The sequence below is a fragment of the Paenibacillus pinisoli genome (genome assembly GCF_003605435.1).
GTDB lineage: Bacteria > Bacillota > Bacilli > Paenibacillales > Paenibacillaceae > Pristimantibacillus > Pristimantibacillus pinisoli.
Genome location: NZ_QXQB01000003.1, coordinates 632,067 through 648,443, shown reverse-complemented (window position 1 = coordinate 648,443; position 16,377 = coordinate 632,067). Strand labels below are relative to the sequence as shown.

Sequence of the window (16,377 nt, the reverse complement as noted above, 5' to 3'; positions counted from 1 at the left end):
TATAAAACCAGAGACCTATTTTGTCGATATGTGGTAGTATAGTATAAATTCTTGAACTGGAGGACGTATTAATGAAATAGAAGGGATCATAGCAATAGAAAACCAAGACAAAAGTGTAGGAGGCGGAAGATGAGAGGTTTGGGTATAGGATGTTCAGTGGGGGTCGTTTTTGGAATCTTATTAATTATAGGAATTGCGAGTCAAAATGGTTTTCTTATGTGGGTTGGAGTGATTGGATTAGGAATAAGCGGGTTAGCAGCTTTAATTCTTGATAATAAAGAAACGGCAAATTTAAAAGAGAAATTAAGAATACAAATGGAAGAAGTTGTGAAGGTGAATGGTTTTAAAGCGAGTCAAACATTTATTTCTGAGGACAGAGAAACATTAATTGCAATTGATGAAAGTGCTAAAAAGATTTTAATAGTTGAGAATCAAAACGATAATAGTGGTTCAGAATTAATTGATGGATTGAGCAAATATGACTATAGTGTATTTGAATTTGGCTATAGTGAGATTCTGCAGTCAGAAATAATAATTGATGGTATTAGTATTACAAAAACCTCACGGACTGGTCAGATCGGTGGTGCGCTTGTCGGAGGTGTACTCGCCGGAGGTGTTGGAGCGATTATCGGTGGTTTAGGGGCATCAACAAGTTCAACTGATAGCGTTAATAAAATTCAACTTCAAATTGTCGTTAATAACAGTAAAAAATCATTCTTTAGGATTACTTTTGGCTATTATCCTGAAAAAACAACCAAGAGTACTCCCGAATATAAAAGAGATCATGATAATGCCACGCATTGGTACAATATATTTTCTTTTATTATTCAAAAGGATAATAACGAAATAAGCTCAAGTCAAAGTGAGGGAAAAATGCAAAATACGTCAGTTGCTGATGAGCTAATGAAGCTGTCACAACTTCTTAAGGAAGGGTTAATTACTCGGGAAGAATATGAGAAACAGAAAAACAAGATAATGGAAGTATAACCCTCTCTTTACCGATCTGATAGTTCTTATAGGAATAGGATAAATAGGTTGGATTCGAGCATAATAAAAGGACTTCACACTGGTATGTCGGTGTGAAGTCTTTTTTATCGAGTTTGGTTTAGAAAAAGCATCGGAGTAACTGGATTCGAACCAGCGACCTCACCCACCCCAAGGGTGCGCGCTACCAGGCTGCGCCATACCCCGATATGTTCCTTATATATCTATTATATGAACCAGTCCAATATGTGTAAAGATATGGATGAATTATGGCGTCTCATACAGCACTTGGCCGGTCAGAGACAGGTCGTATCCGGAGACGGATTGCAGTTCCTGCCGGAACTCATCCGAGCGCAAGATGGCCAGCAGCTCGTTCAGCCATGGCTTGCTGCGGCCGTTCTTCAGGATAACCAGGTCGTATCGTTCTTGCGTGAGCGGGATAAAATCAACCTGTTCTACAATCGATGCAGCTCTTGCCGTACCTACTCCGGCATCGGCTTCGCCCGATGCGACCTTGGAGGCGACGGAGATATGGCTGGTGTGGATGCTGTCATAGCCTGCAATGCTGCCAGGCGCGATACCGTTCAGCCGCAGCTGCTCATCCAGCAGTACACGCGCCCCAGAGCCTACCTCCCGATTGGCGAGCCTTAGGCCGGGTCGGCTTAGATCCGGCCAGCCGGCAAGCCTGTGGGGATTGCCCTTCGCCACGTACAATCCGGCAGGGCGGCTCAGCAGATTGACGACCATGTAAGGCATGCCGATAAGCAAGCGGCGGATATAAGGGATATTGTATTCGCCGCTGTCTCCGTCCAGGAGATGCGTACTGACGATATCTGCCTCGCCCTTGTACATGCTGATCAAGCTGTCGAGGCTTCCGGTATGCGAGCGCAGCGGACGCAGTCCGGGCATACGGCGCTCCAGATGGCTCGCGAGCATATCGAGGCTGATATCCTGACCGGTGAGGACAGGCGCTGTACCCGTCCCATGGGCAACGATTGAGGCTGCTGCTGAAGCGGCATAAGCCTCTTGTCCGGCGGATCTGGCTTTGCTGCGCTGCTTGTAGGCATCAAGGTCGGATGCGTCGATGCGCATCTGCTTGCCGACCCGATAGGAGAGAAGCTCCCCTTTTTTGATCAAATCGTAGACGGTAAGCTTTGATATTTTCAGCAGTTGGGCGATTTCTTCCGTTGTATAGGAAAGGTGCTGAGACATGTCGGATTGTCCTCCTGGTCCGTTTCCAATTTCGATATAGCCAATTGTAGCATATGAAGCCGAAAAGTCGGAGTAGCCGAATAGGATTTACAGATCCAAAAAGGGGTGGGTATAATGATGTTTAGATATATTTAAATATAAATAGATATATCTAGTGATTGGGATGAGGAGAATGAACGAATGAAAAGAAATGCAATTGCACTGATGATGGCCATCATCATGGCGGTCGTATTGGCAGCATGCGGGAAAGAATCCGCAAATCCGAAAGTCGAATTGACAATATCCGCAGCGGCAAGCTTAACCGATGCGTTGAACGAGCTGAAAGAGGGTTATGAGAAAGAGCATCCAGGCGTAACGCTATTGTTCAATTACGGGGCTTCCGGCTCGCTGCAGCAGCAGATTGAGCAAGGGGCGCCTGCTGACCTGTTCCTGTCTGCCGCGACCAAGAATATGGACGCTTTGGTTGAGAGGGGACTTATCGATGAGAAGGATCGGACCAATCTGCTGTCCAACGAGCTGGTTCTGGTGACGCCGGAAGGCAAGGGAGACAGCCTTGGCAGCGTGCAGGACCTGCTGTCTGACGAAGTAGGCAAGCTGGCCATCGGCATTCCGGAGAGCGTGCCCGCCGGAGCTTACGCGAAGGAAGCGCTGACGAACGCCGGCCTGTGGGAGCAGCTGCAAGATAAATCGGTGCAGGCCAAGGATGTCCGCCAAGTGCTTCAATATGTAGAGACGGGCAACGTTGATGCGGGATTTGTATACCGTTCGGACGCGCTACAGTCGGAATCCAAGACGGATATCGCTTTTGCGGCAGATCCGGGCAGCTACAAGCCGATTCTGTATCCGATCGGGATGATTAAAGCGAACAAGCATGAGAAGCAAGCGCGCGAATTGTACGACTACCTGCAGACGGAAGAGGCGCTCAATCTGTTCGTGAAATACGGATTCAGCCTGCCGAATCAGCCTTAATGAACTGGCAGTCGTTCTGGCCGCCAGTCGTATTGTCCTTGCAGGTGGCGCTTGTCGCAAGCGTTGTCGCGGCAGTGGCCGGGATTGCTGCCGCGTGGTGGATGTCTAGGCGGTCATTCCGCGGCAAAGTGCTGCTGGAGACAGCTTTCATGCTGCCGCTTGTGCTGCCGCCAACGGTCGTTGGCTTCCTGCTGCTCGTGTTATGGGGGCGGCAAGGGATTCTGGGCAAGGCAGCAGAGTGGATATTCTCCGCTCCGGTGCTCTTCTCGCCATGGGCGGCCATCATCGCTTCAATCGTAGTGGCATTCCCGCTGGTGTACCAGACGATGAAGGTTGCGCTTGATTCGGTGGACAAGAACTTGGAGGATGCAGCGAGATCGGCGGGCGCAGGCGAGTGGAAGGTATTCCGCTACGTGACGCTTCCGCTGACGATGCGCGCCGTGATGACGGCTTATATTCTGGGCTTTGCGCGCAGCCTGGGCGAGTTCGGAGCTACGCTAATGATTGCGGGCAACATCCCGGGCAAGACCCAGACAATCCCCACTGCCATCTACGTGGCTGTCGATTCAGGGAGCATGGCAATGGCATGGGCATGGACGGCCGGCATGGTCGTTATCTCATTTGTGCTGCTTCTAGCGACAGGCGGTCTGCGGAAAAAACAATAAAAGGGCGCGCTTGCGAAGAGCAAATGGTGTGCGAGCGTGATTACGCGAGTGTAGAGGAGCTTTTCTCTGAGAAGACCCGATGTATGCGATAAATCGGAAGGCCATGTATTAAAACGGGGGAAAGCAGCATTTACCGCAGCTTTACACTTTTCACAGACAGGAGTAATATTCGGATTAAGCTTTACTGCAATCGCTGAGTTTCCCGCAGAAGACGGGAAAACGGGGGAACCAACCGCTTAAGGGGCAGTCCGGTGTGAGAGCCGGCAGCCAAATAAGCAAGGGGTGAATCGCTTGCAGCGCCAATTAGGCGCAGAGCCAAGCGTAGGGCGACTCTCACCGCCCGAATCCGACAGCTAACCTCGTAAGCGTAGATGGGGAGGGAGTGGCTTGTGATCGCATTAGCGACCACAGGGGACACGTGCCTCTGTGGTTTTTTGATGCGCAAATAAGGATGTTAACCAGGCAATACGCTGAGTTTCTGCATATCGCAGAAAGCGGGGGAACCACTCGATTTTGCGCCAAGCGTGAAATCCCGGGGTGAATCCGGACCAGGAAGGTCCGGTAGGGCGACTCTCACGCCCGAATCCGACAGCTAACCTCGTAAGCGACTCGAGAGAGGCCAATTGCAGCTCTTCAGCATGAGCGAAGTTTATTTCGCCATGCCTATATGAAGAAGCCGCGAGGGATCCTCCTTCGCAGGCTTCTTTTTTTGCGCCTATTTGGCCGGGAGGGATACAGGGAAATGAAGGTTAAGAGTTCCGAAAGGAGGATTCATCTTGTTGAATGCGATTTTGGTTGCATTTCTGATTATGCTGCTGGCATCGGTATGGGGCCTTGCTGCATGGTCGGCAAAGGAAAAGGATAACGGGAGCAAGGATCAGTAGCTTGCCGTTGGACGCGTTATGGAAACATTTGTCTCGCTTCTATCGTTATACATACGAGGGAGGGAGAGACATGAAGAAGAAGACAAAGATCGGAATCTGGGCAGCGTCTGCAGCTGCGGTGTTATGTCTTGGATGGGCGGGCGGCAGCATGCTGGAGAGCAGCGGCGTGCTTAATTACATGCGCGGATTTATCGTGCAGGTAGAGAATCAAACGGAGCATGATATCGTCATTGTTGAGGCAGGCTTGGTGAGAGGTGATTCCAAGGACACAATCAATCGTACCATTAAGAGCGGCGAGAGGCTTTCCTTCAAGCCAAAGCTTGAGCTTACTGGCGAAAACGGCATATATATGAATCACACCAATGCTAGCGGAGAAATCGTAACGACCGGAGTATGCGGATATACGGAGACGCTGTCCGGCAGCGCCAAGGTGGTTATCGGCAAGGCGGTTTCGGTAGAAGAGAATTGTTACTAGCAGGTCCAATAGACGCCAGAAAGCTCAGCCGTTGCAGCGGATGGGCTTTTTCATTTGCGGCGAGCGGGTAATGTATTTAGGGTGCGGGGTCAGGAGCTTGCTATGATGCGGCAGCTGTACTATACTGGGTACAAATGATTAGTAATTGGTCGATCAATAAAGTTGTGGCAAAGAGGAGTGTCTATTCTATGGTTCGCGGCATAACGGCATCCAACCGAAGAGACGATATAATAGCGGCGGCAGTCGAGGTGTTCGCCGAGCTTGGCTATTACCGGGCGACAACGGCGCAGGTCGCGGAGAAGGCGGATATTTCGCAGCCTTATGTGTACCGCTTTTTTACGAAGGAATCACTGCTCGTTGCGGCTCTTGAGCTGTCATGGGAACGCATCATGAAGGCTTTTCACAAAGTGATTACGGATACGGCTGTGCCGGAACAACTGGAGATCAGCTTGATTCGTGCCTATGAGGAGGTTATGGAATCCCACCGGCATGAAGTGCTCCTTCAGATGCAGGCGCTGACGATACAGGAGCCGGTTGTTCGCGAGGCGATGCAATCAGGTATGGTTAGAGTGCAGACGCTGGTGAAGGACGCCTTCCAGCAGGCTGGAATTTCAGACGTGGATGAGAGAACAACCGATTTCATGGCTAGAGGCATGCTGTGCAATGTATCAATGGCACTTCAGATGCCGCAATTGATGAAGAAACAATAACTGGACTAGAACCGTCGATCTGGAGAAGTATTCAAGTCCAATCATCCGAAATAGCAAAGCGGTAACCGTTCATCGGTTATTGTTTTTTTATGCAGCAGGATGAAGCAACCGAATGTTGAACATTTATGAAAAATAAATGTAACCTGATTAATCATTAATTCGTTTAAGTATTATCAACACATTACACAAACGAAGGGAATGGTTAGGATGGTCAAAATCAAACGTTTCTCAACAACAGCAATTAGTCTGATGCTCGCACTTGCACTTGTCATGGTTCCACAACTCGCCGCCGCCGGAGAAGCAACTGTACCGCAAACCTCTCCACCCCCTATGATGGTGCAGCCAATGGCTGTGTTTGATGGTTACACATATCTTCAGTCTTCAGATGTAACCATTACTATGCAATCAAACTTGAATCTCTACGTGGCTTCAGTTACCAATGCGAAATCATCAGTATCCAACATCGGAGGCAATATTCAGCTTCAAGAGTGGTCCGGCACTTCATGGATCAATCTTGTTCCGAGTCACACATACAGCGCAAAAAATGTAACCTCTGCTAATGGAAATACATCGAAGACAGTAAGAAGCGGCTATTATTATAGAGCCAAAGTGACCCATACCATTACGCACAACGGTATAACGGAGACGGTGACAGAATATTCGGATACGGTCCTGGCTCATTAAAAACGAATATATTCACCGTCAAAAAAGAGAGGGGCGCATCCAGCGCCCCTCTCCTTATGAGATCAAGTCATCCCGTTAATAATCTCCTCCGATATAAGCCTGGCTTCTTCATGGCGTAGAGGACCTATTATGGAGACACGGATATCATCAATTACAAATTCTTGAGCAACTGTTCCATCTTTTGTGGAGGTGATGTAGTTCTTAATGTTGCCAATCTCTAAAGTCTCTACATCAATTCCAGCTCCTCCGCCTATCTTATAGAACGTGCCGGGCAGTATTCTTTGGACCGTAATGGAGTATACGAATCCTTCATCATTGATATAAGTGATAACCGCTACTCGAGGAGAAGGGGAGTCGACTTGATCATAAATAAGGTTCACATCCATTAGCTGAAAGCCTTCTGCAATGTAATGAATTTCGGGAACATGGAAGTCAAGAAAGGGGGCAGCTTCTTCCCATGTCTTATAGTTTACGCGCTTCGATTCAAACACGGCAGAACTGCCGTCGGAGGGCACTGTTTCTTGTATAAAGACATTATCATCTCCAGGAGGAGGAGGGGTTTTGGGCACCACTTTATTGGTATTCTTCTCTCCAAACACAATTCGTACCACGTCGTCCTTGATGGTCACAACGGCTTGAAACAAGGGTTGAAATGCATTCGATGCTGTAGGCGTGCCGAATAAAAATGCGCCTAAAATAAACGAAGCCGCTATATAGGGCAAGGCGCGAAGCTGGGATTTTCTGCGTTTTTTCTTCGCAAGCTGCGACTGCAGCTTTTCCCAGGAGGGTCCCGCATCAGGGGTGAAGTTATGGTTTTGGACACTCTCCTCAAAGGCCTGGTCGAATAATTGATCGAATTCCTCTTTGTTCACCCTACTCACCCCACTTCTTGGAAAAGGTTCGTTTCATCGCTTCTCTTGCCCGGTAAAGCTTATACTTCACCCGTTCTTCTGTCGTCTCCAGTTCAGTTGCAATCTCCCGGTAACTAAGCTCTCGCTTCCATCTTAATTCAATTAACGCCTTGTATTCCGGCCGCAGCTCATTCAAGCATTGGCTAATCGTCTCCGTCATCAGCTTGAGCTCTACTTCCTTCTCCAGAGATGCTGCCTCGGTAGACATCGGCGCGCTTTCATTTATATAAACACTCTCAGAGTCAATCTCGTTGCGATTTTTTTTCGTTTTTCGAAAATAATTATAAACCATATTCCTGACCACGACTTTAAGCCAGCTTTTCAGCTGGGCTTCGTTCTCGGCGCGCGGCACACTGTCTATGATCTTTATAAAAGAGTTTTGAATAATGTCCTCTGTCGCAGCATGATCCTTAACCATATATATGATGGGAGAATATACGAATTGGTAAAACTCCTCGTAGATCTCCTTTTGAAGCTGCGGACTAAGCGCATGGTAGTTGGCGCCTGACAGAAGAAACAGCTTGCTTCCCACAGGTAAAGCGACCCCCTTACGGATGCATATGGATTTCTGTAGTTTGGAAGATCGTGTAAGTCTATGTCTGTTGCCATTATACCGTATATGGGGGTTAATGTATTATAGGAAAATTAGACAATCTTTATAGTTGAGGGAATGCAAAGAAACAAAAAAAGACGATGGCAAGATCATGCCCCGTCTATTCTGGCTCAGTCGTACTGGAATATAGGATGTAAGCAGGAGACGAGCCCGATGGTGATTGTTTTGAAATGGATAGGACACCGTTAAGCCTGTAATTAACGTCGGGAGGCGGTGCAGTCTTAGGTATGACATAGCGAGCGGGGGTTGGTGTATCGTTAACATTCTGAGCATGGTCTTGTTTGAAGGCTGCGGCAATGCTGTGAATGGCGCTTGAGGCCAATGGAGTTCCAAATAGAAACGCGCCAAGTAAAAATGAAGCGACAGCATAAGGTAATAATTTTAGCACTCTATTGCCTTTTCTCATCTGATCTCTCTGTGCGAGCTTCTTCTGAATTCGTATCCAGGATTCCTCATGATCGGGCACAAGACGGGTAAGCTTGGCACTTTCGCTTAATGCATGGTCAAACCTCGCATCAAAATCTTCCCTTTTCATCCCTGCACCCTCTTTCATGACGATAGTATAGATAATCATGAACCGTATCCACTATATAAACACTTGAAAGGTTTTGTTCGTTGCGCTTTTTTTAGAAATTTTATAAAAACTTGCAATTTCTCTCGAAATAAGCAAAAATTTATCCGACTAATCTCATGAGTTAAGTAAAGTATGGTAAAATAATTCGACAAAATTCTGCTACTTTCTTGTTGTTTCGCGTGTTATAGAGATAATCATATGAAGAGCCCGTGGAGGTGGATTATGAAGAGATGGGTATTGCTTTTGTTATTGATTATATTTGTGTGCATACCCATCGTATACGAGCAGGATCACGCTGACTTCATTCAGGAAATGGCGGCGGACGAGCTCGGCTACTACAACGTCTATGTGTTTTGGAACAAGGAGAACGCAGAAGGTTCGTTATTGCCTGCATCTTTGCTCCGTCCATTCGAATCGGATGCATTCCGCCAATCGTTGCACATTGCGAGAGTTCAGGTTGTTCAAGTAAACACCAATGATCCTAATTATCGCTTAGCGAAAATGTTCGAAATCAAGCATACGCCTACATATGTGTTGTTGGACCATCAGAAAGTGTTGCTGGAGACCACGGAGTTTGGGGACATCTCCAGGTATATTCAGGGGGACGCCGTATCGTTAAGTGTGAGAAGAGAAGCTAGGGGGTCGCATAACTGAATGGCCTTGGTTTCCCGCTGTAAGCCGTGTTTTACGGCTTAGAGCCCGCGTAGCCGCAACATAGATATGTCGGCTTACGGTGATTCGTATAACTTTATTCAAAGCGCCGCAGATTGTCGCGTCCACTCCTTGCCAAAAGGACAAGCCGCTGAAATGTGCTATAATAGCGACATTGTTTTTGTTCGGAGGGGACTTGCAAGGCATGGGGAAATTGGAGCTGTTTTTGGAGCGCAAGCATAAGGAATTGGGCGTCCTATTAAATGAGGTGCAGAAGCAGGCTGTTGGCCGGACGGAAGGGCCGCTATTGCTGCTGGCGTCGCCTGGTTCGGGTAAAACTACAACTCTAATTATGCGAATCGGCTATTTGATTGAGGAGCTTGGAGCGGACCCGGCACGGATCAAAGCGGTTACGTTCAGCAGAGCGTCGGCGAGAGATATGAAGGAGAGATTCAAGCGGTTTTTTCCGCAGCTTCAACCAGTGGATTTCTCAACGATACATAGCCTGGCTTTCGAGATCGTGCGCACACACTTCTATAAGACGAGAACCGCATATGACATAATCGAAGGCGCAGTGGAGATAGAAGAGGAGGATGAGGCGAACGGTGCGGAGAAGCCGCTGCCTCTTCATAAGAAGATTATATTACGCAATTTGTTCAAGGATGTTGTCGGCGAGAATGCAACCGATGATGCCATGGAGGAACTGACGACCTATATCAGCTATGTGAAGAATAAGATGCTGCCGCCGGAGCAATGGGCCAGCATCAAGACGGATGTGCCGCAAGCAGAGCGCATTCTGCGTGAATATGAGGTGTTCAAGCGCAGCGGAACGCCTAAGCTGCTGATAGATTTCGATGATATGCTGACGATTGCTAATGATGTGCTGGAGAAGGATCACGCCATGCTGCGCAAGCTGCAGAGCCGTTATGATTACGTCATGACGGACGAGAGTCAGGATACGTCCATGGTCCAGCATACGATGATCGAGAAGCTGGCGAAGTCGCATGGCAATCTGTGCGTCGTAGCCGATGATGACCAATCCATCTACAGCTGGAGAGGGGCAGAGCCGTCCTATTTGCTCAAGTTCAAGGATGTCTACCCCACTGCGGAAACTCTGTATATGGTGCAAAATTACCGTTCCTCGCCTGAAATTGTGACGGCGGCGAATACCTTTATCAAGCGCAACAGAAACCGCTACGAGAAAGAAATGTTTACCCGTAACGCCTCCTATCAGCCTATAACGTTCAAGACTCTTCGGGACTATAGGGAGCAGGCCAAATACGCAGCGCGGGAAATCGCGAAGGTGGAGAAGCTTGCCGAAGCAGCCGTGCTGTACCGGAACAATTCGTCCTCGATCGCATTGATGAATGAATTTGACCGTGCGGGAATTCCTTTCTATATGAAGGATGCGGATAATCGCTTCTTCTCTCATTGGGTCATTGAGGATGTGCTGAACTTCATGCGCATGTCCTATACGGACAAGCGGCCGGACATCTTGGAGAGCATTCATCTCAAATTCAACGGTTATATCAGCAAGCATCAAATGTCCGTTCTGAAATCCGTTCAAAACGGCGAATCCGTTTTTGACAACCTGTTGTCAGTCGTGCAGCTTCACGAATATCAGATTAAACCGCTGCAGGAGGCCAAGGAAACATTCCGCGAGATGAACGGCATGCCGCCGCTGCATGCCATTCGTGTCATACGGACGCGGCTCGGTTATGAGAAGGCGCTTGAGAAGCTATGCGAGCGTCTCGGCTTCCGCAAGGAGTATCTGATCGGCATATTGAATACGCTGGAGGATATCGCGGAGGGACTGGAGACGATGGCTGACTTTGCGGCCCGTCTCAAATATTTGGAGAAGGTGCTGAAAGGGGCAAAGTCGAGAAAAGGGCAAAATGCGGTGACGTTCTCGACGTTCCATAGCGCCAAAGGCTTGGAGTTCGACCATGTCTACATGGTGGATCTGATTGAAGGCATTATTCCGGCATCGGACGATGGGAAGAAGGGGGCAGACGGGGATTCGCCCCCTATGGAGGAGGCGGTGCGCCTCTTCTATGTCGGCATGACGCGTGCAAGAAAAACGCTGGAAATGGTCACGTATGGGCAGCGCGACGGGGAGCAAGCGACGGAGTCTTCGTTTATGTCTGCTGTAAAAGATATTATAGACCCGAGCCGGCTAAGCACTCGTATGGCTTCAGATTCGAAGCGTCAATCGATTCCGTCTTCCGCCGAAGAGTCTAGGCGTAATTCCGCCAGGCCGAAAAGCACGAGCTTCACTACCAGCCGGGAGCCTGCGAAGGCTGAGGCCAACCCCAATGCCGTCAAGGATGCGGCAGAATTGACGGCTGGAGCCAATGTGCGGCATCGCGTATTCGGCGTAGGCTGCATAGAGCGTTCCGACGGTGAAAGCATTGTAATCCGCTTCGGGGAGAACAATGTCAAGACGTTAGCTATGGCGATGTGTCTGGAGAGAGAGCTGCTGGAGCTGATATAAGCTGCGAAGGCGGGAAAGCCGTGCTGTAAGAGAAAAGAGGGACGGAGCAAGCTTATGCTTGCTCCGTCCCTCTTTATTGTACGACTATACTTTATCCAGCTTATGAGCCTCTAGAATGCGGATGACGATGACAGCTGCTTGAGCTCTCGTCAGATCTGCTTTCGGATCAAATGTGGTGCTGGACTTGCCGATCATGATGCCTTCTTGAACAGCCAGAGCGACTGCCGACTTCGCGTAAGCGGCAATATCCTTCGCATCGGCGAAAGCGTTCAGCTTCGATGCATCGGCATCCTTCTTCACACCCAGATAGGACAGGACGTTCGTCAGAATAACCGCGATGTCTTGACGGCTAATCGTACTGTTCGGATCGAAGGCTGTCTCGGACTTGCCTTGAATCAGACCGAGCTTCTTCGCGGCAGCGATGTCGCCGGCATACTTGGAATCAGCTGCGACGTCTTGGAATGGAGCCGAGCCGGTCACTGGCAGGATGCCAAGACCTTTGACGATCATGGACGTGAACTCAGCGCGCGTAATGCTGCTGCTTACGCCGAATGTGTCTGCAGACTCGCCTGCAAGCAGAAGCTTGGCTGCGGCGCGCGCTACGGCATCCTTAGCCCAGGCTGCTGTTGCATCCTTGTACGAAATATTAGATTGTACAATGGTGTAGATGCTGTTGCCGCTGCGCTTCAGTTCAGCCGTTACTTTGCCGGTAGACAGCTTTGTGAACAGGGTTGGAACCGGACGGAACGTCTTGGATGCCGGGTCATATACAACACCTGTTGCGTTCGCTGGAGTCACATCCGCTCCTTCGAGCGTGAAGATGCGGCTTAGCGAATGCTTGCCAAAGTCCGTGATTTCCTCCAGCTTGCCATCGGAGGTGTGCTTCGAAATGGTGAAGTCGAGCGGTTGGACCAGAAGCTTCAGTCCGCTGTCCTTGGCTAGTTTTTCAATTGCGGCTGTTGTGCTTGCAGACGCAGGCGCAATCGAGATTTGCAGATCGACGCCAAGCGGAAGCGCATGTGCCGGAATGACATACGTTACACCGTTCCAAACGATAGACAATTGAGCATTCGCGCCTTTTGCAGCCAGAGCGGCTACAACCTTTTGCGGAAGCTCCACTTCGATGGATTGAGCTCCTTCACTAACCGTGATCGTAAAGTCTGTTGCGTCCGCTCCTGCAATGTTGTCTACAGTAGGGTATTCCTCTACGCTCAGAAGCCACTTTCCATCATTAACGTTAACAGATACTGAAAATTCTGTTCGGTTTATGCTTGGTACTGGTCCTGGCGATGGAGTTACAGGAACGGATGTGGTTCTCGTATCAACCGTACTAGCTAATGAAGAATCAATTATCACGTCACCTTCAGTGATAACAGCTATAACTTTAATTGAATAAGCCGTATTTTGAGTAAGTGCATTGAATGTGTAGTCCAATTCTTCGGTTGTCCCTATTAATTCGTTATTTAGATAGACTTCATATTTTGTTGCATTGGAGACAGAATCCCACTTTACTTTAATAGAACTCGTTGACGTGCTTTCTACAGCAAGATTTGTCGGAGGAGCAATACTGCGTGTAACAACATCAATTAAAACTATTCTTGTTGATTCATCTATCACCTCGTCCTCTTCATTTACAGCCACAGAAGTGATATAGAAGGAATATGGACTACCCGGTTCTAAATCGTCAATTTTAAATGTTGTATTAGAAGTGTAGCCTAGAAGCTCATCGGATAAATAAACTGCGTATTTATCCGCTTCTGGAACCGCGTCCCATTGCACGTCAATGAAATTGTGTCCTTTAGTAACTACTTGAACGTTGGATGGTGAAGATAAGCCTGTAGTTTTAACTGTTAGCTCCTTACTCGCAGGGGATACGTCAATAATTTTGCCGCCGGCTTCTCTAACGGCATAAACATTAATCGTATATTCCGTGCCAGTGAACAACCCTTCGATGGTTCCCTCCGTTTCGTCACCTTCAGTAGTGCCCAGGTAAATATGATCAACAAAGATTTCATAAGCAGAAGCCCCATCTACAGCATCCCAAGTGAACGTAGCTGCGGTATTGCTTGCCGAACTTGCTTTCAGGTTTTTAGGCGCTTTTAGAGCATCTGCATGCGAGACTCCGTTTTGCGGCAGGTTATTGGCAAGCCGATTGGTCAGAGTGCCGTTCTTGTCACTGGTGATGTCCCAGCTCATCACACCTGCAATATCCAGCGACTTAATCAGCGACGCGCTGTATACCATGGACGTTTCGTCGTTAAACGTAATGAACAAGCCGTTTTCCTTATTGAACAGGTAGGCAACCTTCGAATAAGGATTCCAGTATCTTTCGTAACTGCTGTTATTGAAGTAATTGTCTTCTAGATCGTTATAATCAAATAATCCGGCTTCCCATGTGCCAAACGCTATGGATTTGCAAGTAGCATATTCGCCCGGCTCTTCGCAGCCCGCCCAAGCTTTTCCATAGTACGGCACTCCAAGCATTAATTTGTAGTTAGGCACTCCGCCATTCAAATGTGCAAGAGCGCCTCCGCGAACATTATTGCGCTTGGCATTGACGGAAGGATGATTGGGATCATAGTAGATAGGCGAGTTGTGATGCGCCAGTAAGCTCCAGTCTCCACTGTAGTCATAGGTCATGATGTTCACAAAGTCCAGATATTTCACGGAATTTGCAAGATCCGCATTAGGGATGAAGCGATCAGCTTGCAGCGAAGCGATGGTCAATAGATAGTATTTTCCATCTTCAGATCCTGCAGCATCCAATGCTTCACGCACCGTCTGCATGAGCAGTGTAAAGTTCACATTATCTTCTGGACGGTGAGAGTTGGCTTCATCTCCGCCTTCGACCGGATATTCCCAGTCAATATCAAGTCCGTCAAAGTTATATGCGCGTAAAAACTTAACGGCTGACTGCGCAAAAATACGTCTATTCTCTTCTGTAGCAGCCATGTTGGAGAAGTTCTTGGAGAAGGTCCAGCCGCCAACGGAAACGAGCAGCTTCAAATGCGGGTTAGCTTCCTTGATTGGAACAAATTCTTCAATATTGAGCGGGTCAAACTCGATATCGCCCAAAATCATTTCTCCGTCATGTACATAACGATCTTGAAGTGGAATGCTCTCGTTTTGACATGCATTCGCTCTGGAGCCGACTTTCTTCCAGCAAAGATCAGCAAATGCGTAATTAACATGAGTGATGTTGGTTAAATCAAGATCTGCAGGCTTCAGATTGCGAGCCGTATCCGATCTGGCCCAAGAAGTGAAATACGTGATATTGCTGTATTGGCTGCCAGGGACAGCTGCCAAGGCTGTGCTAGGCTCGGATGACCAGAGAGCGTTTTTGGCAACGATGGTATAGTCATAAGACTGCCCGTCATTCAAGTCATGAATGACATATCGATTGGATTCGGTAGATCCAATCAGCTTGCCATCCTGATAGACGTCATACACTGTTGCTCCTGGCGTAGGTGCCCAGCCAAGCGCTATTGTCGTAAGTGTAGCGGAAGCAATGGTAACGCCTTGCGGTGCTGCCAGCTCACCCCATTTAAAGGTAACGGCATTGCTTTTTTCAGATTCGGTTTTTTTAGAAGAGTTCTGTGCCGCAACTAAAAAAGTATTTTTGGCGCCAGGTGTTTTCTCTGCATCCGTGAAGGTGTGGACGTATGTATTGGAACCATTCCATACACCACCAGCCCATTTGGCATTTAGATAGAAGTCATAGCCATCAGCACCTGGGCTGCCAGTCCACTTGAAGGTGGCAGATGTCTCGGAGATGGAAGTTAGTCTTAGGTTTTGCGGAGCTGGAAGAGGCAGCTCTGCATATTCGCTTTCATCAGATGGCGTAGTAAACTCGATGACATTGCTTTTATGCTCAAGCGTTGTATCTCCGTTCCAGACAATCATAAATTTATAGGAGGTTTCAGGCACAAGTGCTATTGTACGTGACCAGAAATTGCCCCATGTCTGCCATGCCCATACTGCCTGTCCGCTAGAGTTTATAACCTCTTTATAAATTTGAATATTATTATCGTCTTCATTTGCACGATAATCCCATTCTATTACGACACTGTTATGTTTTAATCCGCCCTCGGCAATTCTTAAATTTTGAGGCGCCAGCAGATCTACTTCTGATGCAGGCGATTCTTCTGAATTTTCTTCAGGTTCATTATTTTCTTCGGGTTCATTATTTTCCGCAGGCTCATTGTTTTGTTCCTGATTGACAGGAGCCGTGTCATCCGCATAGGCAATAGATTGCAACAGTGGACTGAATACGAGAGCGATTGCCAGGATAATCATAAATGCTAATTTCACTTCTTTTTTTCGTGCAGCAAAATACACCATATCACCTCATTATAATAGTCTGTCCTCGCGGCATGACAGATCAGCCGCTAAGCAGGTGTTGCAGCGGAGCTGATGAGGGTAGATTCATGATGTCGAAATAGAAATAGATGATTCATTGGATGTTGAACAGGGAGTTTTGAGTGTGTGGCGGAAATCTCGTGCTGTGTGCCAGCCGTTGTCTCGTACATGTCTGCGATCGAGCCGCAATAG

At 48.1% G+C, this 16,377-nt stretch carries 13 protein-coding genes, 1 tRNA gene and 2 riboswitches; of the genes, 8 read left to right on the top strand and 6 right to left on the bottom strand.

The window, feature by feature from the left end; translation table 11 throughout:
* The first annotated feature begins 129 nt into the window (after nt 1–129).
* Nucleotides 130–987: an SHOCT domain-containing protein gene (locus tag D3P09_RS16225; RefSeq protein WP_120112052.1), complete on the top strand. Its 858-nt coding sequence runs from the start codon at nt 130–132 to the stop codon at nt 985–987.
* 130 nt (nt 988–1,117) lie between these two features.
* Here the strand turns inward: D3P09_RS16225 and D3P09_RS16220 are convergent.
* Nucleotides 1,118–1,191: transfer RNA gene (locus D3P09_RS16220), tRNA-Pro, on the bottom strand.
* Between the two features lie 60 nt (nt 1,192–1,251).
* Nucleotides 1,252–2,196, bottom strand: coding sequence for a substrate-binding domain-containing protein (locus D3P09_RS16215; protein ID WP_120112050.1), 945 nt, complete (start codon nt 2,194–2,196; stop codon nt 1,252–1,254).
* 180 nt (nt 2,197–2,376) lie between these two features.
* On the opposite strand from D3P09_RS16215, the gene modA reads away from it, so the two are divergent.
* From modA to D3P09_RS16190, 5 genes are all read left to right on the top strand, one after another.
* The gene (gene modA, locus D3P09_RS16210; RefSeq protein ID WP_120112048.1) at nt 2,377–3,165 is read left to right on the top strand and encodes a molybdate ABC transporter substrate-binding protein; all 789 of its coding nucleotides are present in this window, start codon (nt 2,377–2,379) and stop codon (nt 3,163–3,165) included.
* The gene (gene modB / locus D3P09_RS16205) at nt 3,165–3,830 is read left to right on the top strand and encodes a molybdate ABC transporter permease subunit (protein WP_120112045.1); all 666 of its coding nucleotides are present in this window, start codon (nt 3,165–3,167) and stop codon (nt 3,828–3,830) included. The genes modA and modB overlap by 1 nt, the downstream gene beginning before the upstream one ends.
* Nucleotides 3,831–4,011: 181 nt before the next feature.
* Nucleotides 4,012–4,213: riboswitch (cyclic di-AMP (ydaO/yuaA leader) on the top strand.
* 75 nt (nt 4,214–4,288) lie between these two features.
* Nucleotides 4,289–4,453, top strand: a riboswitch (cyclic di-AMP (ydaO/yuaA leader).
* Nucleotides 4,454–4,784: 331 nt separating this feature from the next.
* Complete coding sequence (locus tag D3P09_RS16200; protein WP_120112043.1) at nt 4,785–5,189, top strand: hypothetical protein; 405 nt, start codon at nt 4,785–4,787, stop codon at nt 5,187–5,189.
* Nucleotides 5,190–5,377: 188 nt separating this feature from the next.
* Nucleotides 5,378–5,899 carry a TetR/AcrR family transcriptional regulator gene (locus D3P09_RS16195; RefSeq protein ID WP_120112040.1) on the top strand — a complete coding sequence of 174 codons (522 nt, stop codon included), beginning with the start codon at nt 5,378–5,380 and terminating at the stop codon, nt 5,897–5,899.
* Nucleotides 5,900–6,106: 207 nt separating this feature from the next.
* Complete coding sequence (locus D3P09_RS16190; RefSeq protein ID WP_133305018.1) at nt 6,107–6,583, top strand: hypothetical protein; 477 nt, start codon at nt 6,107–6,109, stop codon at nt 6,581–6,583.
* Nucleotides 6,584–6,645: 62 nt separating this feature from the next.
* Here D3P09_RS16190 and D3P09_RS16185 read toward each other — a convergent pair whose 3' ends face one another.
* The 3 genes from D3P09_RS16185 to D3P09_RS16175 all read right to left on the bottom strand — a co-directional run bounded on the left by D3P09_RS16185 (nt 6,646) and on the right by D3P09_RS16175 (nt 8,681).
* The gene (locus tag D3P09_RS16185) at nt 6,646–7,455 is read right to left on the bottom strand and encodes a DUF4367 domain-containing protein (RefSeq protein WP_120112034.1); all 810 of its coding nucleotides are present in this window, start codon (nt 7,453–7,455) and stop codon (nt 6,646–6,648) included.
* A gap of 1 nt (nt 7,456) precedes the next feature.
* Nucleotides 7,457–8,026 carry an RNA polymerase sigma factor gene (locus D3P09_RS16180; protein WP_120112032.1) on the bottom strand — a complete coding sequence of 190 codons (570 nt, stop codon included), beginning with the start codon at nt 8,024–8,026 and terminating at the stop codon, nt 7,457–7,459.
* A gap of 181 nt (nt 8,027–8,207) precedes the next feature.
* Nucleotides 8,208–8,681: a hypothetical protein gene (locus D3P09_RS16175; protein ID WP_165867466.1), complete on the bottom strand. Its 474-nt coding sequence runs from the start codon at nt 8,679–8,681 to the stop codon at nt 8,208–8,210.
* Between the two features lie 222 nt (nt 8,682–8,903).
* On the opposite strand from D3P09_RS16175, the gene D3P09_RS16170 reads away from it, so the two are divergent.
* Entirely contained in the window at nt 8,904–9,335 is a 432-nt protein-coding gene (locus D3P09_RS16170) for a hypothetical protein (RefSeq protein WP_120112028.1), read from the top strand.
* A 202-nt stretch (nt 9,336–9,537) separates the two neighbouring features.
* Entirely contained in the window at nt 9,538–11,826 is a 2,289-nt protein-coding gene (locus D3P09_RS16165) for an ATP-dependent helicase (protein ID WP_120112026.1), read from the top strand.
* 84 nt (nt 11,827–11,910) lie between these two features.
* Here the strand turns inward: D3P09_RS16165 and D3P09_RS16160 are convergent, their stop codons facing one another.
* Complete coding sequence (locus D3P09_RS16160) at nt 11,911–16,167, bottom strand: glycosyl hydrolase family 18 protein (RefSeq protein ID WP_120112024.1); 4,257 nt, start codon at nt 16,165–16,167, stop codon at nt 11,911–11,913.
* Nucleotides 16,168–16,377: the final 210 nt, after the last annotated feature.

Bases quoted from the DNA above. Each gene is read 5' to 3' on its own strand.
- D3P09_RS16175 (WP_165867466.1), bottom strand. From the start codon at position 8,681: ATGATTATCTATACTATCGTCATGAAAGAGGGTGCAGGGATGAAAAGG.
- D3P09_RS16225 (WP_120112052.1), top strand. From the start codon at position 130: ATGAGAGGTTTGGGTATAGGATGTTCAGTGGGGGTCGTTTTTGGAATC.
- D3P09_RS16190 (WP_133305018.1), top strand. From the start codon at position 6,107: ATGGTCAAAATCAAACGTTTCTCAACAACAGCAATTAGTCTGATGCTC.
- D3P09_RS16160 (WP_120112024.1), bottom strand. From the start codon at position 16,167: ATGGTGTATTTTGCTGCACGAAAAAAAGAAGTGAAATTAGCATTTATG.
- D3P09_RS16170 (WP_120112028.1), top strand. From the start codon at position 8,904: ATGAAGAGATGGGTATTGCTTTTGTTATTGATTATATTTGTGTGCATA.
- D3P09_RS16195 (WP_120112040.1), top strand. From the start codon at position 5,378: ATGGTTCGCGGCATAACGGCATCCAACCGAAGAGACGATATAATAGCG.
- D3P09_RS16165 (WP_120112026.1), top strand. From the start codon at position 9,538: ATGGGGAAATTGGAGCTGTTTTTGGAGCGCAAGCATAAGGAATTGGGC.
- modA (WP_120112048.1), top strand. From the start codon at position 2,377: ATGAAAAGAAATGCAATTGCACTGATGATGGCCATCATCATGGCGGTC.
- modB (WP_120112045.1), top strand. From the start codon at position 3,165: ATGAACTGGCAGTCGTTCTGGCCGCCAGTCGTATTGTCCTTGCAGGTG.
- D3P09_RS16215 (WP_120112050.1), bottom strand. From the start codon at position 2,196: ATGTCTCAGCACCTTTCCTATACAACGGAAGAAATCGCCCAACTGCTG.
- D3P09_RS16200 (WP_120112043.1), top strand. From the start codon at position 4,785: ATGAAGAAGAAGACAAAGATCGGAATCTGGGCAGCGTCTGCAGCTGCG.